Source organism: Mesorhizobium sp. M1027, assembly GCF_040318745.1.
In the GTDB taxonomy this organism is placed as follows: Bacteria; Pseudomonadota; Alphaproteobacteria; order Rhizobiales; family Rhizobiaceae; genus Mesorhizobium.
Genome location: NZ_JAMYMW010000009.1, coordinates 67078 through 88050 on the forward strand (window position 1 = coordinate 67078; position 20973 = coordinate 88050).

General features: G+C 60.1%; 21 protein-coding genes and 2 pseudogenes. 3 read left to right on the top strand and 20 right to left on the bottom strand.

Going from position 1 to position 20973, the window contains the following annotated elements:
- Positions 1 to 45 precede the first annotated feature (45 nt).
- The 7 genes and pseudogenes from NKH50_RS18430 to NKH50_RS18460 form a co-directional block, all read right to left on the bottom strand.
- The gene (locus tag NKH50_RS18430) at positions 46 to 1566 is read right to left on the bottom strand and encodes a sugar ABC transporter ATP-binding protein (protein ID WP_352880312.1); all 1521 of its coding nucleotides are present in this window, start codon (positions 1564 to 1566) and stop codon (positions 46 to 48) included.
- Between the two features lie 97 nt (positions 1567 to 1663).
- Positions 1664 to 2647 carry a substrate-binding domain-containing protein gene (locus NKH50_RS18435; RefSeq protein ID WP_352470579.1) on the bottom strand — a complete coding sequence of 328 codons (984 nt, stop codon included), beginning with the start codon at positions 2645 to 2647 and terminating at the stop codon, positions 1664 to 1666.
- A 30-nt stretch (positions 2648 to 2677) separates the two neighbouring features.
- Positions 2678 to 3454, bottom strand: a complete 777-nt coding sequence (locus NKH50_RS18440) for an SDR family oxidoreductase (RefSeq protein WP_352880314.1) — start codon at positions 3452 to 3454, stop codon at positions 2678 to 2680.
- Between the two features lie 5 nt (positions 3455 to 3459).
- A complete protein-coding gene (dgoD, locus tag NKH50_RS18445; RefSeq protein ID WP_352880316.1) occupies positions 3460 to 4590 on the bottom strand; it encodes a galactonate dehydratase in 1131 nt (376 codons plus the stop codon).
- 223 nt (positions 4591 to 4813) lie between these two features.
- Positions 4814 to 5875: pseudogene (locus tag NKH50_RS18450) on the bottom strand (alpha/beta fold hydrolase).
- A 337-nt stretch (positions 5876 to 6212) separates the two neighbouring features.
- Positions 6213 to 6542, bottom strand: a complete 330-nt coding sequence (locus NKH50_RS18455) for a glutathione binding-like protein (protein ID WP_352701561.1) — start codon at positions 6540 to 6542, stop codon at positions 6213 to 6215.
- Between the two features lie 27 nt (positions 6543 to 6569).
- The gene (locus tag NKH50_RS18460; protein WP_352701562.1) at positions 6570 to 6797 is read right to left on the bottom strand and encodes a thioredoxin domain-containing protein; all 228 of its coding nucleotides are present in this window, start codon (positions 6795 to 6797) and stop codon (positions 6570 to 6572) included.
- A 437-nt stretch (positions 6798 to 7234) separates the two neighbouring features.
- Between NKH50_RS18460 and petA the strand changes: the two genes are divergently transcribed.
- The 3 genes from petA to NKH50_RS18475 are packed head-to-tail and all read left to right on the top strand — an operon-like array spanning position 7235 to position 10563.
- Positions 7235 to 7711 (top strand): ubiquinol-cytochrome c reductase iron-sulfur subunit, encoded by a 477-nt coding sequence (petA, locus tag NKH50_RS18465; protein ID WP_352701563.1) that lies wholly within the window; start codon positions 7235 to 7237, stop codon positions 7709 to 7711.
- 15 nt (positions 7712 to 7726) lie between these two features.
- Positions 7727 to 9022, top strand: coding sequence for a cytochrome b (locus tag NKH50_RS18470; protein ID WP_352880319.1), 1296 nt, complete (start codon positions 7727 to 7729; stop codon positions 9020 to 9022).
- A gap of 23 nt (positions 9023 to 9045) precedes the next feature.
- Positions 9046 to 10563, top strand: a complete 1518-nt coding sequence (locus NKH50_RS18475) for a mechanosensitive ion channel family protein (RefSeq protein WP_352701565.1) — start codon at positions 9046 to 9048, stop codon at positions 10561 to 10563.
- Between the two features lie 277 nt (positions 10564 to 10840).
- Here the strand turns inward: NKH50_RS18475 and NKH50_RS18480 are convergent, their stop codons facing one another.
- From NKH50_RS18480 to NKH50_RS18540, 13 genes and pseudogenes are all read right to left on the bottom strand, one after another.
- The gene (locus NKH50_RS18480; RefSeq protein WP_352804477.1) at positions 10841 to 11272 is read right to left on the bottom strand and encodes a DUF1810 domain-containing protein; all 432 of its coding nucleotides are present in this window, start codon (positions 11270 to 11272) and stop codon (positions 10841 to 10843) included.
- A 42-nt stretch (positions 11273 to 11314) separates the two neighbouring features.
- Entirely contained in the window at positions 11315 to 11596 is a 282-nt protein-coding gene (locus tag NKH50_RS18485) for a GNAT family N-acetyltransferase (protein ID WP_254818510.1), read from the bottom strand.
- A 54-nt stretch (positions 11597 to 11650) separates the two neighbouring features.
- Positions 11651 to 12385 carry a sensor histidine kinase gene (locus tag NKH50_RS18490; protein WP_352701568.1) on the bottom strand — a complete coding sequence of 245 codons (735 nt, stop codon included), beginning with the start codon at positions 12383 to 12385 and terminating at the stop codon, positions 11651 to 11653.
- Positions 12386 to 12512: 127 nt separating this feature from the next.
- Positions 12513 to 12950 (bottom strand): CBS domain-containing protein, encoded by a 438-nt coding sequence (locus tag NKH50_RS18495; RefSeq protein ID WP_352455793.1) that lies wholly within the window; start codon positions 12948 to 12950, stop codon positions 12513 to 12515.
- 137 nt (positions 12951 to 13087) lie between these two features.
- Positions 13088 to 13609: a carboxymuconolactone decarboxylase family protein gene (locus NKH50_RS18500; protein WP_254818507.1), complete on the bottom strand. Its 522-nt coding sequence runs from the start codon at positions 13607 to 13609 to the stop codon at positions 13088 to 13090.
- Between the two features lie 267 nt (positions 13610 to 13876).
- On the bottom strand, positions 13877 to 14323 hold the full coding sequence (locus tag NKH50_RS18505) for a hypothetical protein (protein WP_352880322.1): 447 nt from the start codon (positions 14321 to 14323) through the stop codon (positions 13877 to 13879).
- Between the two features lie 246 nt (positions 14324 to 14569).
- Complete coding sequence (locus tag NKH50_RS18510; RefSeq protein ID WP_352476719.1) at positions 14570 to 14971, bottom strand: cupin domain-containing protein; 402 nt, start codon at positions 14969 to 14971, stop codon at positions 14570 to 14572.
- Positions 14972 to 15013: 42 nt separating this feature from the next.
- Positions 15014 to 15772 carry an SDR family oxidoreductase gene (locus NKH50_RS18515; protein WP_352476718.1) on the bottom strand — a complete coding sequence of 253 codons (759 nt, stop codon included), beginning with the start codon at positions 15770 to 15772 and terminating at the stop codon, positions 15014 to 15016.
- Between the two features lie 65 nt (positions 15773 to 15837).
- The gene (locus tag NKH50_RS18520) at positions 15838 to 16629 is read right to left on the bottom strand and encodes an alpha/beta fold hydrolase (RefSeq protein WP_352505172.1); all 792 of its coding nucleotides are present in this window, start codon (positions 16627 to 16629) and stop codon (positions 15838 to 15840) included.
- 459 nt (positions 16630 to 17088) lie between these two features.
- The gene (locus tag NKH50_RS18525; protein WP_352505173.1) at positions 17089 to 17838 is read right to left on the bottom strand and encodes a glucose 1-dehydrogenase; all 750 of its coding nucleotides are present in this window, start codon (positions 17836 to 17838) and stop codon (positions 17089 to 17091) included.
- A 515-nt stretch (positions 17839 to 18353) separates the two neighbouring features.
- Positions 18354 to 19335: pseudogene (locus NKH50_RS18530) on the bottom strand (alpha/beta fold hydrolase).
- A gap of 570 nt (positions 19336 to 19905) precedes the next feature.
- Entirely contained in the window at positions 19906 to 20589 is a 684-nt protein-coding gene (locus tag NKH50_RS18535; RefSeq protein ID WP_254818664.1) for a response regulator transcription factor, read from the bottom strand.
- Positions 20579 to 20971, bottom strand: coding sequence for a response regulator (locus NKH50_RS18540; protein ID WP_352701574.1), 393 nt, complete (start codon positions 20969 to 20971; stop codon positions 20579 to 20581). The genes NKH50_RS18535 and NKH50_RS18540 overlap by 11 nt, the downstream gene beginning before the upstream one ends.
- Positions 20972 to 20973 lie beyond the last annotated feature (2 nt).

The following is a 20973-nucleotide window of genomic DNA, read 5'->3' on the forward strand; positions in this document are numbered from 1 at the left end:
GTCTTTTGCCGGTTTGTGTTGTTGCTGTCCTGAGCTCAAGGCTGTTCACTGAATTTGTCCTCCGAGCGATGCTACAGATTGCGGCATGGCGTGCTTCAGGATCGTGGCCTCATCGATGTCTGGGCGGGAAAGTTCGGCCGTGATTCGGCCTCCAGCCATGACAAGCACCCTGTCGGCGAGCCCGATCAGTTCGGGCATTTCCGAGGAAATCAGGATCATGCCGATGCCGCTTGCGGCGAGTTCATCGATCAGGCGATAGATTTCCGCCTTGGCGCCGATGTCGATGCCGCGGGTCGGCTCGTCGAGGATGAGAAGCATCGGCTGCCGGGCAAGCCAGCGCGCGAGAACGACCTTTTGTTGATTGCCACCCGACAATTTCGAAACCTGTTCGTCGAGGTTGGGCGCCTTGATCGACATCTTTGCTGCAAGCGGTGAGACGATCTCCAGTGCCTTGCGCCGGTTGAAGAAGCCGAAGGTCGACGTCTTGTCGGGCACGCAAAGCGAGGCGTTGTCAAGAATGCTTCGGAACAGCAGCAGGGCCTCGTGCTTGCGGTCTTCGGGGGCGAAGCCGATGCCTGCCACGATCGCTGCATGCGGACTGTTGGGGCCAACGGGCACGCCGCTCATCGTTATGGTTCCGTCGAGGCGCCGATCATAGCCGACAATCGCCTTTGCCAGCTCGGATCGACCCGCACCCATAAGGCCGGCAATGCCGAGCACCTCGCCGCGGCGGACCTTGAGGCTCACATCGGTGACGTGGTCGGTGGTCAAGCCCGCCACCTCCAGCAACGGTAGCCCCGATTGCCACTTCTCGCGCGTAAACAGATCGGCGATGTCACGGCCGACCATGAGTTTGGCTATGGTCTGCTCGCTGGCACCGTCCGCGCGGGAATCGTCGACCAGCCGGCCGTCCCGCAAAACGACAATGCGATCCGCAAGGTCGATGACCTCGTTCAGCCTGTGAGAGATGTAGACGATCGAAGTGCCCTCTTCGCGCAGCCGCCGAATTACTGAAAACAGACGGCGCGCTTCGTCGTCGGTCAGCGACGAGGTCGGCTCATCGAATGCGATCAGCCGGCCGCCGGCCCGTATGGCGCGCATGATTTCGATCATCTGACGCTGCGCCGGACCGAGCGTGCTGCAGAGTTGACGCGGCCGCATATCCTGCTGCATGCCGAAGGTCGCAAGCACCTTGTCGGTCTGCTCCTCGAGCCTATGCCAGTCGAGCAGGACGCCTGCCAGCCGCGGCAGTTCGCCGACGAAAATATTCTCGGCCACCGTCAGGTTCGGAACGATCTCCGGCTCCTGATGGATGACGCGTATTCCGGCTCTGTGGCTGTCGCGGGGTTCGCCGAAAACGATCGGCGTGGAGCCGTGCAGCACGGTGCCGGTGTCCGGTGCGAACACGCCTTCGAGAATTCGCATCATTGTCGATTTGCCGGCGCCATTCTCGCCAACCAGGGCGAGCACCTCTCCTGGCCGAAAGGCAATCGAGACATTGTCGAGCGCCTGCACGACGCCGAAGCGCTTCGAAATCCTATCGAGCGAGAAGAAATCCGATTGCATCAAAAGCTCACTCCCGAGGATCGATCCCGTGTGCCTGCCGACGAACTGCCGGCCCAAAGAGCGTCATGCGCCCTGCGGCGCATGACGCATATCTGGTTCAGTGGCAGAGCTTGGCTTTGTAGTCCGACGCAAAATTGTCGGCGGTGATGTATTCCGGGTCGGTGAAGGACTGAACGGGAAGCTTCGTTCCGTCCTTAATGGAGGCCAAGAGAATCTTCACCGCCAGCGCGCCATGATTTTCCGAATTGAGCCACATCGTACCACGGAACGCCGAGGGCTTTCCGGATCCGAAGGCGTCGCAGGCGCGGCTCCCGTCGATGCCGATCCCCATGCCCTGGTCTGCGGAATAGCCGGCATTCTCCAGTGCTCGCGCACCACCCAGCACGCCATCATCGTTGCATGAATAGAATATCCAGTTCGTGACGCTGGGATTGGCCGTCAATGTGGTGGTCATCACATCGATGGCGTTGACCATCGTATTGTCGTAGGGGACGCGAACGATGTTGCCCGGCTTGAAATCGGGCACCGCCTTCAGGAACGCTTCTTCCGCGCCCTTGTTGCGCTGCATGCAGGTATCGGCCTTGCGGTCCTCGATCGAGGCGATGCGCACCTCTTTGCCGGCCCAGCCTTCAGCCTTGTAGAGCTTGGCAAGCTCTTCGCCCACCCGCGCACCGATGTTGTAGGCATTCATGCCGACATAGGGGACCTGGGTGCCATCCTGGTAGTAGATATCGTCGTCCACCGCCACCAGGGGAATTTTTGCGGCCTTTGCTTTCTCCGCGATGACCGGTCCCAGCGCCTTGTCGGGGACAACGATGGCGATGCCTTTCACGCCATCGCCGACCATCGTATCGAAGGTCGTGATCGTCAAATTGGCGTCAAACTGAACGTCCTGCGACACGAATGCAGCCCCGGCCGCCTCAGCCGCTTTCTTGGCGCCGCCGACTTCGGCGACGAACCATGGGTGGTCTCCCATCTTGTTGATGTAACCAATCTTGATGTCGTCTGCGCTTGCTGCGCCACTCATCAGTCCGGCAGCCAGTACCGCAAATGTCGCCAAAGCCTTTGTTGTGGTTTTCATGAAGATCCTCCCTGAGCTCAATGGTGGTTGCTAGTCGTGGTAGAGAACCGAGCGCCCACCATCGATGGTGATCGTCTCGGCATTTATGAACGGCGCTTCGTCGGAAGCGAGGAAAACCGCCGTCATTGCAACCTCGTCCGGCCGGCCAATACGCTTGGGCGGATGGAGGTCGTAGGCTCGCCGCTTCTCCTCGGCGGGGTTCGGGAATGTGTTCCAGTAGGCTTCCGCGATCGGCGTCTCGATATAGCCGGGTGCGATCGCGTTCACCCGGATACCGCGTGCGGCATATTCGATGGCAAGCGAACGGGTCAGGCCCAAAAGTGCATGCTTGGCGACCGGATACGGGAACGTATGGGGAATGATCTGGAACGCGTGACAGCTCGCTATGTTGACGATGGACCCCGAGCCCCTCGCCAGCATCGTCGGCAAAACCGCCTTGGCGCAGAACCACGCGGCCTGGAGATCGAGCTTGAGGCAGCGCTCCCATTCATCATCCGGCATCGCCAGTGGTTCGTAGAAGACGTTGGCACCGGCATTGTTGACCAGAATGTCGACGCCACCATAGGCCGCGATCGTCCGGGAGACCATGTTCGCGACTGCGGATGCGCCGGTGACGTCCGTCTCGATGAACAGGGCGTCCGCGCCCTGGGCACGCAATTCGTCGGCGATCGCTTTTCCGCTTGCCGCATTCAGTTCGGCAATGACGGTCTTTGCCCCCTGCATCGCAAAGGCGCGGGCGATGGCGGCACCAATGCCTTGGCCGGCGCCCGTGACGATTGCGATCTTTCCTTGCAGCCGGCCTGCCATCGCATTCACCAGTCGACCACGGTGCCGTCCGGCATGACGGCATTACGGGCATGCAGCACTTCCTGCTTGAAGGGGTGGCGCGCGATCACGTCCTCATTGACGGTAACGCCAAGGCCCGGCAGTTCGGGCAGATCCCAGCGACCTGGTTTACGCTGAATTGGCCAGGTGACGACGTCGTCGTACCAGGCGACGGCACCGGACATCTCCTCCTGAATGACAACGTTCGGCGTCGATATGCCGAAATGAAGAGCAGCCACACCGGCGATCGGACCAAGCGGGTTGTGCGGCGCAAGGCCGATGCCCGCGGTTTCCGCCATGGCCGCGATCTTCTTCGTCTCGAGCAGACCGCCAGTGTGGCAAATATCAGGCTGGGCAATGTTGAAGGCGCGGGCTGCGATCGAGTGCGTAAATTCGCGGCGCCCGATCAGCCGCTCGCCGGAAGCGATCGGCACGGCCGATCGCGCCGTGATATGCGCCAGTCCGGCAACATCTTCGGGTGGAACGGGTTCTTCCGCGAACATGATGCGGGCCGGCTCGATTGCCTTGAGGTAGTCCATCGCCGCGTTAACCGATGCAGGGCGTCCGTGGAAATCGACCATGATGTCGATATCCGGGCCTACCGCCTCGCGAAGTGAGCCAACCATGTTGGCAACGGAATCGACTGCCTTGGCGGGCGATACGTAGTGGGTGTAGGGAACGCAGACGACCTTGACCGCATCGTAGCCTGCTTGCGTCACGATGCGTCCGCGTTCCACGATGGCATCCGCGGATCCGGTCTCATAGACCGCCTTCATGTCCCCGAGGCCGAGATGCGTGTAGGTGCGCAGATAATCGCGGACCTGACCGCCCAGAAGGCGCCAGACGGGGACGCCCAATGACTTGCCCAAGATGTCCCAGAGCGCGATCTCGATGCCGCTGACGGCAGACATTCCCTCGACGCCAAGACGCCAAAAGCCGTGGCGCGTAAGTATCTGGTAGCACTGCTCCACGTTGCGCGGATCTTGCCCGACGAGCAGGGCCTCAAGATCCTGAAGCGCCCCAACGACGGCTCTGGTCTTCCATTCCAGTGTCGCCTCACCCCAGCCAAATAGCCCGGGCTCGTCGGTTTCGACGCGAACGAAGACCCAGTTGCGCATTTCCGCATTGCAGACGCGCGCCTTGATGGCCGTGATTTTCATCGGTCCTCCCAGACCTGCCGTCTTTTTTGAGGGCAATATGTATGATTTATTATAGATAATATGGACGAGTCAAGCGCAACGTCGCTGTGGACCAAGGCCACGCCTCGATGTTCAGCTCGCAACCATTATGTCCTCGCCGCCCATCCAACGCAGGCATCAGCAGCTCACTCAGCTTGCCTGATCAGTATTCGCCAACGTCGATGACAGCCTGGGCAAAGGCTTGCGGGGCTTCTTGAGGCAAGTTGTGGCCGATACCGCCGGTGATGATCCGGTGCGTGTATCTGTCCGAGAATTTCTTGGCGTAGGAACTGCTGTCCGAATGGGGTGCGCCATTGGCATCGCCCTCAGGGTAATGGTCGGCACTGTGATCACGGGAGCTTCGGCCAGCCGGTTTTCCAGAACGTCATACTCCGGCTCGCCATGTACCAGGCCGAGCCTCCAGCGGTAATTGTGTATGACGATGCTGACGTGATCCGGGTTATCCAGGGCTGCGGCGCTACGCTCGAAGATGTCATCGTCGAAATTCCACTGCGGCGAAGCGAGTTGCCAGATGGGTTTGGCGAAATCGCGCGTGTATTTCTCGTAGCCGGCGCGGCCGCGATCCGTGGCGAAGTAATGAAGTAATACTGATACTACCATTGGCGCTTTGTCTCCGGTGGCAGCGGCACCCTGCCGACCTGTTGATTTCCTATGAGATAGCCGCTCACCGAGACGGTCGCCTTGCAACGCTCAGGCCAGAGCGCGGCAACGACACTGGCCGTTCGAGCGCCCCAGTTGCAGCCGGCGATCGTGGCCTTTTCGATCCCCAGTGCATCCATCAGGGCGATCGCAGCCGCGGCGAGCGCCGACTGCTGGCCGTTGCGTATCGTGTCGTCCGACAGGAAGCGCGTAGTGCCGTAGCCGCGCAGGTAGGGCACAATCACGCGGTAACCCGTTGCGGCAAGCTGGGGAGCGACGTCGGTGTAGGTGTGAATGTCATAAGGCCAGCCATGAAGCAGGATCACCGGAGCACCTTCGGCAGGCCCCAGCTCCGCATATCCGACGCTCAGTTTTCCGGCATTGACCTGTCTGAGCGAGCCGAATGATTCCGGCCTGGCTTGCGTCGCGGACGCCCTCGCCTCAACCACCAAGTGGCTGCCGGCGCGCTCAAGCCGAGTTCGGTGGCGGCGAACGTCATTGCTGTCGCACCGACAATGCGCCGGCGGCGATGATCAACCGTGTCGGGGGCCTTACTCGCATTCATGATGAAGCCTCTATGACGACCAACGAGCGGGAACGACCAGACTCGCCCGCCTCATCGGCCGACAAGAAATATTGCGCTTATTTCGATGGTGACTGCCGCGAATCCAGTATTGCAACCACTCGGCCAGGGGGCAGTGCGGCGAGCTCTGACGGAATGTCCGTAAGGTCCAGCGTTTCCTCGATTTCCCTTCGGAGAAATTCGAGATGTAGGCCGTCCCCGCGCTTGGAAGCGGCAGGATGTAGCATCCGCAGAAACGGCAGCATGAGAATGACTCCTGATCTTCTGTTGGGGCGAGAGAATATGTTGCGTCTGATCTTATGCTCGGGCCACCCCGGCTTCAGACAAGGCCCTCACGATCCATTGCGACGCGCACAGCCGGTCGGGCAGCCATTCGGGCGCGGAGCGCTTGCAAAGGCACGGGAACAGGGACGTGGAAGCGGGCCGCCCAAAGCAGCATCACGAAAAGATAAAAATCCGCGACGCTGGGTTTGTCGCCGAACAGATAGTCGGTCTTGAGCCCGTCTGCGAAGAACTCGAGTTGGCTCGTAATCGTCGCGCTCGCCTTGGCCTTTTCAGCATCGCTGCTTTGGTGCCACATCGGCTTGAAGCTTCGATGTATTTCAGTCGAGACATAGGTCAGCGCTTCGAGAACGCGCGTACGGCCCAACGGCCCTTCCACTCCCAGTGCCGGATATCACGACGCGAGCCAATCGAGGACGGCGATGTTTTCCGTCAGCGTTTCGCCGCTATCCAGCACGAGGGCTGGAACATACCCCTTGCGCGTCACGGTGGTGAAATCATCCCCCGAGGCCGTCCGCTTGGTTTTGAGATTGACGGTTTCGCGCTCGAAGGATGCACCAGCCTCCTCCAGCGCGATGTGGTCCGCAAGGCTGCACGCGAGAGGGCTGTAGTAGAGTTTCACCGCTTTTCCCTTTTCTGAACCCGATTGAATCGCGCTAGTCGTCGTCGGGCGGAAAACCTGCCACGCGAGACAACCGCTCCAAGAACTCGCACTTGGCGGGGACGACGACTACGACACCGACAGCTAGACATGCCTATGCCGAGGTATGGTCGGGCTGAAGTTTGGGATCGCCGTGCGCAATGCCGGGGCATATCGGTTATCTGGAGGAATCCAGAACCTTCCATGATGGCATCATCGCCAGCCCGGCCAGTCCTTCGCTCAGGAAATCCTAAACGAAAGTATTGGACGCGCGTGCCGTTGGCACGATGGCTCACACCCGGCCACGGCCGGCATATTCGGCGCGGCATGAGCAGACTGGAAAGGCGAAAGCCGTGGCCTGCTTTTGCTCGATTGCCACCAACGCGATGACGCAGCTTCCAACAACAGGAGTCGCCATCATGGCCGACCTTTCCGAAACCTCCACAGCCGAGCACACATTGCGCGTCGAAGCGCCCGCCGCGATCGAGGTCGACGTCTCGTCGTTGACGCCAGGAATGTCGCTCGTCGTGAAGTGGCGCGGCAAGCCGGTGGTCGTGCGCAACCGCACCGAAAAAGAGATGAAGGACGCCGAGGCGGTCAATCTCGCCGAACTCAAGGATCCAATCGCCCGCAACGCCAACCTGCCGGCCGATGCGCCGGCAACCGACGCCAACCGAACTGTGCCGGGCAAGGAAGCCTGGATGGTGATGATCCAGGTCTGCACCCATCTCGGCTGCATCCCGCTCGGCCAGGAAGGCGATTTCGGCGGCTGGTTCTGCCCATGCCACGGTTCCGCATACGACACCGCCGGCCGCATCCGGAAGGGGCCGGCACCCGAGAACATGGCGGTACCGGTGTTCCAATTCGTTTCCGACACCAAGATCCGTATCGGCTGAGGCAGGGGCATTTCGATGAGCGGCGACAAATACTCGACCTATACGCCCAAAACGAGAATCGAACGTTGGCTCGACGCCCGCCTGCCGCTGCCGCGGCTGGTCTATGACAGCTTCATCGTCTATCCCGTCCCGCGCAACTTGAACTACGCCTATACGTTCGGCGGCATCCTCACGATGATGCTGGTTTCACAGATCCTGACCGGTATCGTGCTGGCGATGCATTACGCTCCTGATACGGGGCTGGCCTTCAATTCGGTCGAGAAGATCATGCGCGACGTGAATTCGGGCTGGCTGCTGCGCTATCTCCATTCCAACGGCGCGTCGTTCTTCTTCATTGCCGTCTACATCCATATCTGCCGCGGGCTCTACTATGGTTCGTACAAGGCGCCGCGTGAACTGCTGTGGGTGCTCGGTTGCACCAACCTCCTGCTGATGATGGCGACGGCCTTCATGGGCTACGTGCTGCCTTGGGGACAGATGTCGTTCTGGGGCGCTACTGTCATCACCAACTTCTTCACGGCCATTCCGCTGGTTGGCGACTGGCTCCAGCAGCTTTTGCTCGGCGGCTTCGCGGTCGACAATCCGACGCTGAACCGCTTCTTTGCGCTGCATTACCTGCTGCCATTTGTGCTTGCGGGCGTGGTGACCTTGCATATCTGGGCGCTTCACGTCGTCGGCCAGAACAATCCGACCGGCATCGAGGTCAAATCGAAAACCGATGTCGTGGACTTCACGCCCTATGCGACCGTCAAAGATGCCTTCGGCATCCTCGTGTTCCTGTTCTTCTTCGCCTACTTCGTCTTCTACTTGCCGAACTATCTCGGCCATCCAGACAACAACAGCATCGCCAATCCGCTGAAGACGCCGGCCCACATCGTGCCGGAATGGTACTTCCTGCCGTTCTACGCGATCCTGCGGGCCATCACGTTCAATATCGGGCCGATCGATTCCAAGCTCGGCGGCGTGCTCGCGATGTTCGGCTCGATCGCGGTGCTGTTCCTTGTGCCGTGGCTCGACACCTCGAAAGTGCGCTCGGCGGTCTATCGCCCCTGGTACAGGGTGCTCTTCTGGCTATTCGTTGCCAATGCCCTCTTTCTCGGCTGGCTCGGCTCCCGGCCGGCGGAAGGCGCATACGTCGTCATGTCCCAACTGGCGACGCTTTACTATTTCGCGTTCTTCATCATCGCCATGCCGGTGCTCGGGCTGATCGAAAAGCCGCGACGGCTGCCGAATTCGATCACCGAAGCAGTGCTCGAAAAAGACAAGGCCAGCGGCAGAGGCCCGATCGCCGGGCCGGAGACCAAACATTGAACTGGGCATTGCGGTGATCGTTCATGAACTGGTGGAACTCTCCTCTGGTCTACATCGTGTTGCTCGGCCTCGCCGGGATCGTCGTTTGGTCTCTCATCCCCAGACGCTTCGCCAATGCGAAGCTGGTCGTCCAACTTGGCTTTTTCCTCGCGATGTCGGCCATGGTTCTCCACCTGCGCGTCGTGCCGTACGAGGCCGCAGGGAACAACGAAACAACCGGGGGAGCGATCCTCATCGGCTCGGTCAAGCTGCTCTGGTGGGTTCACCTTGCCTGGGCGCTGATCGGATTTGTCCGCATCTATCTCGTCTTTGAGCGAAAGCCGCGCGAGGCACGTCTCCTGCAGGACGTCGTGGTCGGAATCGTCTATGCTGGAATGTTCCTGTCGATCCTGGCGTTCGTCTTTGCAGTGCCGGTCGGAACGCTCATTGCCACGTCGGGCGTGTTTGCCGTCATGCTGGGACTGGCGCTCCAGAATACGCTTGGTGACGTATTTTCTGGGATCGCGCTTAACCTCGGCCGCCCTTACGTGCTTGGAAACTGGATCATTCTGGGCGACGGAACCGAAGGCCGCGTTGTCGAGACCAACTGGCGGTCGACTCAACTCCTTACCCCGACCCACAATGTCGTCGCGCTGCCAAACAGCCTTCTCGCCAAGATCGGGGTAACAAATTTAAGCGGTCCGGACGAGAGCCATGGACTTGCCGTCACCGTCAAGGTGGCGCCAACGAAGACGCCGGCGATCATCGTAGATCTCATGCGCACTGTCTTGCTGAGCTGCAATTCAATCCTCCAGGACCCTTCGCCTTCGGTTACCATCAGAAGCCTGGATGCTGCAGCTATCGAGATCGAGTTGTCGTTTCGCGTCGCAAGTATTGACCAGCGAAGTGCCGCTCGGAACGACATCTTCGATCTCATTTATCGCCATTCAAAGTCGACCGGCCTGCTGCTGGCGCAGCCACTTTCGGGCTCGATTGCCATAACCGACCGGCCGAGCGACGAGACGGCAGCCTCGCAAGGCTTCACCCCGATCGAGCTTATCAATTCCATACCGGTATTCTCGGCACTGACGGGTACCGAGCAGGAGTCGCTCGCCAAAGCGGCCTCGGTTCACACCTACCATAAGGGCGAGATCATCGCACGACAGGGAGAGATGCTGCCGTCGCTCATGATCGTACGGACGGGCGTCATCGTCCGGCAAATTGGCGAGGACGACGATCAACTGCAGGAGATCGGCCGGCTTGCACCTGGCGATTTCTTCGGCGAGACCGGCCTGCTCGCCGGCATTGGCGAGATGTCGAGTTTGCGGGCAATGACCCCTGTCACGGTTTACGAGATAGACCAGGAAAGCTTTGCACCGCTGCTGCACGACCGGCCCGAAATGGCCGAAGATCTTGCCGCGGTCCTGTCGATGAGGGTGTCGGCTTCTAATGAAAGCGGCATCGCGGGAGAGCATCACACGAGCTCCAAATTCGCCCTCCTCAAAGCCATTCAGACGGTCTTTCGAGCCGCTCCGTTCAAGCGCGTTCGAGCACCTGGCTGACAAAGCATGCAGAAGGACAGAGATCCATGACCATCCGCCAAAGCGATATCACAGGCATCGATCCAGCCGGCTATCCTTGATTTTGCGGACGGACTGAAGGTAGGGCGCGTATTGCCCTCCTCGAATCGCCTCATGATCGGGCCCTTCGTCCTGTTCGACCATTTCGGCCCCGCTATATTCGACGCAGGTCACGGTTTCGAAATGGCACCGCATGATAAGGCAGCGGATGGTGACCTCTGCGCCGCGACGGCTTTACGCCGCTGGCACGAGCAGACCACTACGACATCAAGTAGAGATCGTTCATCGTTTCCTCATCGAGCAAACCGTCGAACCAGACGTCGAAGATTGTCTCGAGCAGGAACTCCTCGTTGCTTGCTTCGGAAAACAGCGTGAGGGACGCGTGCAACTTCTTCGCATCAACGTCACCGAAGACAGCGCGAGCGCTCAGGCCCGAGAGCCGTTGCAGGGTACCAACGCATTCCCGATAACGGCCTCCGAGGATCGGAAATGAGAGATAGGCGCTGGCTTCGTCGAGCGATGTGATTGCATATGGCTCAGGCGCTGCACCAGTTCGCCTTATGGCCAACCTTGGGAAGATGAACTCCATGTAGGGAGTGCACATCATCCCTCGACGTAGAATGGCCAGCGCGTCGTCGTAGACCGGATCCTGTGCGCTGACGAACCTCTGCAGATCATACTCGTCAGGCATTTGGATAGATCCTTGGGAAACCCTCAACATTCGTCCCCATGACTAGCCGCAGACGACATCTGCATAGTCCGGGTGCTTGGCGAAAAAGCGGCTCATGAAGGGACATTTCAAGATCGCTTTACGGCCGGTTTTGCGGAGCAGTTCGAAGGTCCCTTGGGCCAATTGCGACGCGATCCCCTGTCCGGAAAATTCCGACGGGACTTCGGTGTGTATCAGCGCAACCTTCCCGCCCTCGAGCCGATAATAGGCCGCCGCAAACATATCGCCGGCGATCGGCAGCTCGAAACGGTGCTGTTGGACGTTTTCGACGACTTGTGCATCCATCCTTATCTCTCGACTGTATGTCACGTTTATCACCAGAGGCAGATTGGCGGGCCGCTATCGCATCGCAGGCAACCGCAGAGTGACGGTCGTGCCTACCCCAAGTGTGCTCTGAATATCGATGCTTCCGCCTGATTGCTCGGCAAAGTGCTTCACCATCGGCAATCCGACGCCGCCGAGGCCTTCGCGTTTGGTGGTGAAGAACGGATCGAAGGCGCAGACCATCGTCTCGCTGGTCATCCCGATACCGTTGTCCGCGACACGGATATCTACCTGACTGGCGGCGGAGTTTTCAGAGGCCAAGCCGGCATCGATCGAGATGAAACCGCCGTCAGGCATTGCATCGCGCGCGTTGAACAGAAGATTCAGAACCGCATTTTGCAATCCAAAGCGATCGCATCGCACCAAAGGCAGGTCGGACCCGACCCGAAGCTCAAGACCGAAATTGGCGTCCAAGGCGCTCCGTACGAGGGTCTCGATCTCAGCCAGGCAAGCACCTACGTTTGTGTATTCGATTTCCGCGTGGCTCTCTCGGGCGAGGCTGATGGTTTGCCGGACAAGGCCCCCGGCCCGTTCCAAAGCCGTTTTGGCGCCGGCTATTACAGGCCCGAGCGCCGGAGCCGCTTGGATGCTCGGATCGCGGGCCAGGTGGTTCAACGCCGACGAGGCGACCTGAATGAGATTGCCCAGGTCATGGACGATGCCGGTCGTCGACATTTGCACGGACATACCACTTCCAGGGCCATCGGGCGGGCCGTCGAAGACATCTTCTTTTATGTCCGGACGAAACATTTCATTCCCCGCTGGCTAAGTCGTCACCTATTTGCTTCAATACGCTATAAATTGCGACATTTATTTTCTACTATATCTAAGAAGACGCCGATGCATACTTCCGTATATTCAATCGCGAGACCATGCTCTATTGGTAGCCGATCCCGCTGATGTAGTTGGCAAGCAGCCGTTCCTGCAGTTCCTCTTGTTTAAAGAGCGCCTTCATCGCATCACGGATATCTAGGACGCCTAGCGGTTTCGAGTCAGCCCCGAGCACCGGCACATTCTGCAGGCCTTGCGCGGCCATGGTCTGCCAGACTGAATGAAGATCATCATCGGGACCACAGGACACGATGGACCGGCTCATCAATGCCGCAATCGGCGCTTCTGTTGGCCCTGAATTGGCCAGATGGCGGACAAGGTCGGACTTGCTCAGCACGCCTGCCGCCTCCCCACTGCCGTGGCACACCACGACCAGGCCTATTGCGGGCCTGGAAAGTGAGAGTGCCGCACTGCGGAGTGGAGCGTCGACATCGACCACCATAAGACGGGCCGATATTACTGGATGCAGACTGTCAATGCGCATGACGCCCTCCTGAGAGCGCCTCGCGGCCGCGACCGGGAGGCTGAGATCGGTTCCAGTGTTGGTCGCCGAGCTCGGCGACTTTGCCCGGCGGCTCAGAATGGCGCACAAACAAGCGCCATTCTGACCCATTCCAAAGATTAGCTCAGCGCTGCTTTGCTCAGGCCAAACTTCGCATCGCCCGAGCCCGGGACGGGTTTGAAGCCGATGTTCAGACGGTTCCAAGAGTTGACCGCCATGACAACGAAGGTCAGATCGGAGATTTCCTTCTCGGAAAGCTGCGACCTGACCCGATCGTAGATCTCGTCCGGGACACCCTGCTCGGGCAACTTCGTCAAGACTTCCGTCCATGCCAAGGCTGCACGCTCGCGAGGAACGAACAAGGTCGAATCCCGCCAGGCTGCCAGATGGTAAAGGCGCAGTTCGCGCTCGCCATGAATCTTCGCCTGTTTGACGTGCATATCGAGGCAGAAGGTGCACCCGTTCAGCTGCGCGGCCCGGACGGCAACAAGGTCGCGGATTGGCTCTTCGATCGACCCCTCTCGCGTCGCTCCAAGAAATTCGATAAATTTCTTCAGAAGTTCGGGCGACTGCTCGGCATAACTCGCGCGTTGGGCGGCGGCTTTTCCCTTCGGAGCGACCGGTGACGCTGCAATATTCATTACTTTATCTCCTTGAGGTGTTTGCAATCCATTGCCGCGTAAGGATGACCGGCGAGCCAAATTGTTGCTATCGCGCCCGATGATATGTACTGCCATTCATTAGGTCGGGGCGCCTAAACCGAAGTATAGGAGGTGGAAATTGGCACCTGACCGCGCCCCTCGGCAATTCGCTTTGGCGCAGGCATGCGACAGGCGCACAGCGTTTGGGTCACTTGAAGGGCGAGGCTGAACCGACCGGTGTCGATTGAACCTGGATCGAAACTGCGTTCACTCTTCGAAGGGAGCGTTCATCACAAGATCAACTGCCGAAGTCGCCTTGTAGCCTGAAACAAAGCGCTCGCCGAAGTCCCGGGCAAAGTTGTCGTAGGTGGTTTCCGGCCTGATCTCGGCGATATGACAAAAGCATCGCGTCATCCGCCGCTTCATCCCGAGGCGCGGAAATTCGCCAACGATCTTTGCAATCTCGGCTGACGAAACGAGGCTGTATTGCAAGCCGACGACATCGAGACAGATGCCGACTGTGCAAAGCGCCACCTCAGCCTCCTTGTAGAGGCCGATCGACGGCGTCGAGTTGAGGGCGACGCTGTCCCAAATCAATTGGGCGCGCCGCTCGTCGAAGCCGCCGTCCCGAACGAAGGTGCGGGCAAGATCGGCGCCTTCCACTTCGAAACGGCGCGGCCCGGCGAAGTCCTCATTGAGCGTGATGTCATGCAACAGGGTTGCAACGGCGACAACCTCCGCGTCGTGCTGGATATTCTGAATCTGTCCGATCCGGGCCGCGAAAAGCCAGGATCGGACAACGTGGTTGAACAAGTAGGGTTCACATCGCTGGCGGGCATGTTCGATCGCTCGGCCAACAAGCGGTGTATCGGGGACCGAAATCCCCGCAAGTGTGCGGCTGGCGATCGAATTCATGTCACTGACCGTCCTTTCGCATACGATGGTCCGGGGGCCACGATTTCATTTCGCGTTCGTCGTCAGTTCCGTCTCGCTGGTGTCGACGACGAAAATAGCAAGCAGACGAGCGCCTTCCGTCTTGCTGGCGTTTTCGCTGACGGCATGACGGTCGCCCGGGAATTCGGAGAAACTCTCGCCGGCGCGATAAGTCTTCACCGGCCCATCGTTGACCTGGCTTCGGATCGCCCCCTCCAGAACCGTGGCATAGATGAACGCGGATTTGGGATGGGTATGGGCCGGCGACGTACCCCCCGGCGCGTACTCGACGAGCACGGCCTTCATGCTCTTGCCGGGCACGTTTGGAAGGGCCTGGTCGTAGACAAGCTTCACGCTGGCGGCGTCATTGGCCATTGCTGCGGTGACGGAAGTGGCGGTGAGCGCGGCACAGAGAAGTGTTTTGATCATGTCTGGTCTCCTTGTTGTGAGAATGGCCTATCCGATGATTGCTTATTTCGGTGGCGTGTATCGGCTGAGCCAATCATCGAAACGCACGGCGCCGATGCGCGCATTCTCGCCGGGCACCAGCGTTCGGTCGTCGATTGCCACTTGGCCGTAGTAGAGCGCGCCGGGATCCGGGACGACTTTGCGCGGGTCGTTGGTCGCCTTCAGGAAGCGCTCGACAAGTTCGCTCATGCGAACACGCTCCGGGCCGGCAATTTCGATCATGCCGTTCAACGGCGCGGCAAGCGCGACGTCCGCCATCGCATCGGCAACATTATCAGCCGCCATGGGTTGGAAGTAGGCCGGCGACATATGAATGGTATCCCCGACGGCGCCCGTGTTTGCGATGGCGGCGGTGAATTCGAAGAACTGAGTGGCGTGAACAATGGTGTAAGGAATTCCGGATTCCCTGATCAGCTTTTCCTGAAGCAACTTGCCGCGGAAATAGCCCATGCCCTGTAGCCGGTCGGTACCGACGACCGACAGCGCCACGTGATGACGGACGCCGGCGGCCGTTTCGGCGGCAAAAAGATTACGCCCGGATGCCCCGAAGAACTCCAGGGCAGCCTTTTCCTCGAACGACGGCGAGTTCGCCAGGTCGACGACGACCTGCGCACCGGCAAGCGCGGACGCCAGACCCTCTCCCGTAACGGTGTTGACGCCCGAATTCGGCGACGCCGCCAGCACGTCGTGTCCTTTGTTTCGCAGCCTCTCCACGGTCTTTGAACCGATCAGCCCGGTTCCGCCGATGACGACGATCTTCATGTCTGGTCTCCTGGTGTTGCGTGTCTATTTTCGTTGCTCGATCGGATGCAGGCGCTTCCAGCCTGCTATTGACTGACCGATGCAGCAGCATCCTCGATGAGTGACGTGACCTCGTCGGGGTGCGAAACCATGAGCGCGTGGGACGCACCCTCGATGACGACGGTCTTTACCGCGTGCGCACGCTTGGCCATGAAGCTCATGACGGCTGCCGGGATGTTGCGGTCATCCGAGCCGTAGATCATGTAGGACGGCAGCGTCTTCCATGAGGCGACGCCCGAGGTTTCAGTCAGAGCCGCCTGAGCAACAGGACGTTGAGTGGCAGCCATCAGCAAAGTCTGCTCTTGCGGAACGTCGGCGGCGAACTGGGCGCGGAACTTGGCCGGCTCGATGAAGAGGTCTTGCCCGCCGTCCGGCAACGCTACCGGAGCAAGCGCGCTCCCCAAGGTGCTGCCGGGAAACATGCTGGACAACGTAAGGCTCGATTCGCCGGTATCCGGCGCGAAGCCCGCCACGTAGACCAACGCCTTTACATTGGGATTGCCATTGGCGGCCTCGGTGATGACAGGCCCGCCGTAGGAATGCCCCACCAGCACGACCGGCCCGGAAACCGACCGGACGATGGCTGAGACTGCTTTCGCATCGCTGGCAACGCCGCGGAGCGGATTAGCTGCGGCTATCGCTACATAACCGTCTTTGCTGAGCTTGGTGATGACTGCGTCCCAGCTCGACGATTCCGCGAAGGCGCCGTGCACCAGTACGATCGTCGGCTTGGGCTGAGAATTGGCGGCCTGCGCCATCCCGCCGCCCGACGCGGCCAGCGCTGCGGTGAGCGCCAGGGCTCGAGTTATGTTTCGCATTTGCTTTCTCCCGTGTGGCCTGTGGTGACCAATGCTCAAGAGAATGCGCCGACGCTGCCCGCCAACCTATTGTGCGGAAGGGTCTGTCATACAATGCCAAGGTGCAGGGTAGGTCACCGGGGAGATCAGGTGCCCTGCAGCATAATTGAGGTATCTATGCCGGGTGTGCATTGTCGGCGGACGCCGGAACAGACACTGAGGGCGCGCGGCCGGAGAGCTGTGTTTGCAAGACGCCGCTGCCGCCGTGGCGAGACCTGGCGATCCGACTTCTCTTGCGCGTCGATCCCTGCAATGCGACTTGCTATTTACGTGGCTCAATTTGCGCCACGTCGACAAAACGTGTCGCCTCCGACCTATTTGGCGCGACTCGTGCGGCAGCTTCCCAAAAAATTTTCGTGAGGAAGACCGATTGCTCAGCCGATAACCGGCAGTCTATTGGCGCGATCTCGCAGTCATGGCTCAGAGCACTGCCATCCCGCCATCCACCCGCAGATTGATGCCCGTGACGAAACTGCTCGCGTCCGAGGCAAGGAACAGAGCAGCTTTTGCCAGCTCTTCCGGCTGCCCCATCCGGCCCAGGGGTATTGCCTCCGCCATCGCCTTTTCAAACAGCCCGCGCTGCTCAAACGGTATGCCTAGCTTATCGAGAATAGCCGTATCCACCGGACCTGGGCTGAGCACGTTGACCCGGATGCCGCGAGACTTCAGTTCGATCGCCCAAGCGCGCGCAAAGGCATTTATGGCCGCCTTCGAGCCCGCGTATACAGCATGACCGTCCAGGACCTTCTCGCTGGCGAGCGAGCCTGTGAGGATGATTGCGCCGCCGTTCCGCATGATCGGAATCAGCTTCTGGACGCCGAAGAAGACGCCTCGCGTGTTAACGGCAAATTGCGCATCATATTCTGCCTCGGAGACATCGGCCGAGTGCGTGATGGTGTTTATGCCGGCGTTCGCCATATAGATGTCGAGCGCCCCGAACCTCTGGCGGATCTGCTGCGCTACCTCGTCATGGTGCGACACGTCGGCCACATTTCCCTGAATGCCCAGCGCGCCTGCCCCGATCTGTGCGACCGCTTCCTCGACCGCCTGCCGCCGGCGGCCGGTAATGACGACTTGCGCGCCCTCGGCCGCAAAGATTTTTGCAGCCGATAGTCCGATCCCGCTGTTTCCGCCGGTGACCACCGCGATCTTGCCTGAGAGTGCGCCCATGTCGTTCCTGCCTTCGAAAAATTGTGCCGGTGCTGCTGCGATGGTCGCAACTGCTGGCCAAGAAAATTTCACGCCGAATTGAGACCGCCAAAATGAGCGGCAATCGCAAACGGCTACCGATTGATAAACTCCCGGCGATTAGCCAGTTTGACGACCTCGAGAGCGCTTTGGCCTTCAAGGCGCGGCGGCGACCCCCGACAGTGCGACGTAGTGTCAAACCCCGGCGATCGCCTCCGCGCTGCACAGGCGCAGTTGCCCGAAATGGCAGCCCTGTCGCAGCATATGTTTGCCGCCTTTGCCAGCGCTCCAACTCGATGGCGCAGTGGTTCGGTTCCACAATCCGGGACATGAGCCGACAGACCGGCATTCAGGCCACCGCTCGGCTATGCGAGCGCACAAGGTTTGACCTAGCGCGCCACCTGAAATGCTGTTCAGGGCGCGCGAAATATTGCCAAAGGTGGTCATCGGCGGCTCCAAGGAAGTGCGGACAACATGCGGTCGTGTCTGAGGGCGTACTATCCTTTGATGAAGGCGAGCAGGTCAGCATTGACCTGATCCTGGTGCGTGGCCGTGATCCCGTGGGGCGCGCCGGGGTAGTAGATATCCTTTGCGCCTTTGATCAGTCGGGCCGACTTGACTGCCGAGTCCTTGACGGGGACGATCTGGTCGTCCTCGCCATGCAGGACCAGGGTTGGTACGTCGAACTTTTTGAGGTCCTCGGTAAAATCGGTCTCGGAGAACGCCTTGACGCTTTCGTACGCGTTGACGAGACCCGCCTGCATGCTCGAGAGCCAGAACTGATCCAGAGTCCCCTGGGAAACCTTAGCGCCCGGCCTGTTCGCGCCATAAAACAACGGTGCGAGGTCCCGGTAGTACTGCGAACGATCCTTGACGAGGCCAGCCCTTATGCCGTCGAATACCTCGATCGGCAGGCCTTCCGGATTGGCCGGCGTCTTCACCATGATCGGCGGAACAGCGGCGATAAGAACAGCCTTGGCCACCCGCTTCGTCCCGTGCCGTCCGATATAGCGAGCAACCTCGCCTCCTCCGGTGGAATGGCCGACCAGCGTGGCGTCCCGGAGATCCAGCGCCTCGATCACGGCTGCAAGATCGTCCGCATAGCCGTTCATGTCGTTGCCGGAAGTCGCCTGGCTCGATCGGCCATGGCCGCGCCGGTCATGCGCAACGACGCGAAAGCCGTTATGGGCAAGAAAGAGCATCTGGCCGTCCCAGGCGTCGGAATTCAGCGGCCAGCCGTGCGAAAATGTGACGACAGGACCCTTGCCCCAATCCTTGTAGTAGATTTCGGTGCCGTCCTTGGTCGTGATGGTGCTCATCGTCTTGGTTCCTTTGATTGAGGGGGGAAGAGGAAAGCTTTTGTTTTCGGCTCGTTGCCGAAGCAGCGCGGGGCAGTCCGGCGGCTACCGTAGAGATCAGGCCTGCCAACAAGACATCGCGGCGAGATCCGCCGACGGAGAAAAGTCCGTCTTTGTTCATCATGTCCATCCATGTGCTTTGAACATCATGCTCACCATCACGACCGTCGAGTCGGCCTGTGCGGTCGCGTTCGGGGAGGAGCGAGCGAGGAGCGGTAGAAACGCGACGGTCGTGATGGCTTGCGAGGAACAGGATGCACCGATCCGGGCCGCGAACCTATTCTACGGAAGCATCTGTCATACGATGCCAAGGTGCAGGGCAGGCACGCCGAGGATAGGGGCGGGCTAAGGCAAGCTCTTATAGACAGACGTCAATTTAGGCTTGGGTAGCGGCGCGGGGACCGACGCGGCATGGCCGGCGTCAGTTGTTGTTGCATGGAATGTTGCGAGTTTGTCGGTCAGGCTGGGGCCGCCAGGGAGCGCCGCTCAATGGTAACCGATGTTGGCGCGGGCCTTGCCGCGAAACACCCAACAGGACCACCGATATACATCAGGATCACCCGCATCAGCACGAGCGTACCGACAGCAGGAAGGCCTGGGCGCGCAGAGGAAGCAATTTCCCGCAGCCTGAAGCAGCCGGGCGCGCCGGGCGATCCTATTGGATGGGGCATGGATCGGCTTGTGCCAAATTCTAGGCCTGGCGCATCGGCGCGGGCAGCGTTTCCCATGTCCTGATCAGCTCACCGATGGAAGCGGCCTCCATCTTGCGCATGACATTGCCGCGATGCAGCTTGACCGTCACTTCACTGATCCCGAGGTCGAAGGCGATCTGCTTGTTGAGGCGTCCGCGCGCCACTTCTCGCAGAACCTCGCGCTCGCGCGGCGTCAGCGTCTCGACCCGCTCTACATTGCGCTTGACGATCACCGCATCCGCCCGCCGCTTGGCGTCCACCGCAATGCCCGTGATCACGGCGTCAAGCAGCGTTTGATCCCGCACCGGCTTGGTGAGAAAGTCCACGGCGCCGGCCTTCATCGCTTGGACAGTCATCGGGATATCGCCATGCCCGGTCAGGAAGATGATGGGTTTGGGGTTGCCGTTTTTCGCAAGATGGTGCTGCAGATCGAGACCGCTCGTCCCTGGCATGCGCACGTCGAGGATCAAGCAGCCGGGACTTTCCAACACATCGGCGTCAAGCAATTCGCGGGTCGAGGTAAAGCTGACCGGCAGGAAACCCGCCGACAGGATCAATTCCGACAGCGCCTCCCGAACAGAGGCATCATCATCAACAATAATGACCAGCGGCTGCTCGGCTTCAGCCCTCCGCTGCTGTGATGACGGCGTCGATCTCCGTAATGGCAATTGGTCAACTGTCATGTTTAGGCTCCGTTTTTGGGTTGCGTAAAGCATCGCCGATCGCCGCAAGCAGGGCCTGGCCATCGAAGGGCTTGCAGAAAAGCCCGCCCCCAATGCCCTTGGCGCGGTGCTGATCCACTATCTCGTGGCGACCGGTGATCAGGAACACAGGCAGGTCCGGACGCGCCTTCTTGACCAGGTCACGAAGTTCAAAGCCGTCCATGCCGGGCATCCCGATGTCGGTGATGAGCATGTCCAATCCAGACAGGCCGCTGACCAGCAATGCCCCCGGCGACGAGAAGCTGCGGGCCACATAGCCGGCGGACTCCAAGAGGTCCTCCAGCGACTCGAGCAGTCTTGGGTCATCGTCGACAATCGCAACGACAGGCCTCCGCTTGCTCACCC

Coding starts and splice junctions, on each gene's coding strand:
- NKH50_RS18480 (WP_352804477.1), bottom strand. CDS start 11,272: ATGCCTGACGAGTATGATCTGCAGAGGTTCGTCAGCGCACAGGATCCG.
- dgoD (WP_352880316.1), bottom strand. CDS start 4,590: ATGCGCAACTGGGTCTTCGTTCGCGTCGAAACCGACGAGCCCGGGCTA.
- NKH50_RS18440 (WP_352880314.1), bottom strand. CDS start 3,454: ATGGCAGGCCGGCTGCAAGGAAAGATCGCAATCGTCACGGGCGCCGGC.
- NKH50_RS18500 (WP_254818507.1), bottom strand. CDS start 13,609: ATGAATATTGCAGCGTCACCGGTCGCTCCGAAGGGAAAAGCCGCCGCC.
- NKH50_RS18525 (WP_352505173.1), bottom strand. CDS start 17,838: ATGGGCGCACTCTCAGGCAAGATCGCGGTGGTCACCGGCGGAAACAGC.
- NKH50_RS18515 (WP_352476718.1), bottom strand. CDS start 15,772: ATGAAGATCGTCGTCATCGGCGGAACCGGGCTGATCGGTTCAAAGACC.
- NKH50_RS18430 (WP_352880312.1), bottom strand. CDS start 1,566: ATGCAATCGGATTTCTTCTCGCTCGATAGGATTTCGAAGCGCTTCGGC.
- NKH50_RS18510 (WP_352476719.1), bottom strand. CDS start 14,971: ATGATCAAAACACTTCTCTGTGCCGCGCTCACCGCCACTTCCGTCACC.
- NKH50_RS18490 (WP_352701568.1), bottom strand. CDS start 12,385: ATGTTTCGTCCGGACATAAAAGAAGATGTCTTCGACGGCCCGCCCGAT.
- NKH50_RS18470 (WP_352880319.1), top strand. CDS start 7,727: ATGAGCGGCGACAAATACTCGACCTATACGCCCAAAACGAGAATCGAA.
- NKH50_RS18535 (WP_254818664.1), bottom strand. CDS start 20,589: ATGACAGTTGACCAATTGCCATTACGGAGATCGACGCCGTCATCACAG.
- NKH50_RS18495 (WP_352455793.1), bottom strand. CDS start 12,950: ATGCGCATTGACAGTCTGCATCCAGTAATATCGGCCCGTCTTATGGTG.
- NKH50_RS18435 (WP_352470579.1), bottom strand. CDS start 2,647: ATGAAAACCACAACAAAGGCTTTGGCGACATTTGCGGTACTGGCTGCC.
- NKH50_RS18485 (WP_254818510.1), bottom strand. CDS start 11,596: ATGGATGCACAAGTCGTCGAAAACGTCCAACAGCACCGTTTCGAGCTG.
- NKH50_RS18475 (WP_352701565.1), top strand. CDS start 9,046: ATGAACTGGTGGAACTCTCCTCTGGTCTACATCGTGTTGCTCGGCCTC.
- NKH50_RS18520 (WP_352505172.1), bottom strand. CDS start 16,629: ATGCGAAACATAACTCGAGCCCTGGCGCTCACCGCAGCGCTGGCCGCG.
- petA (WP_352701563.1), top strand. CDS start 7,235: ATGGCCGACCTTTCCGAAACCTCCACAGCCGAGCACACATTGCGCGTC.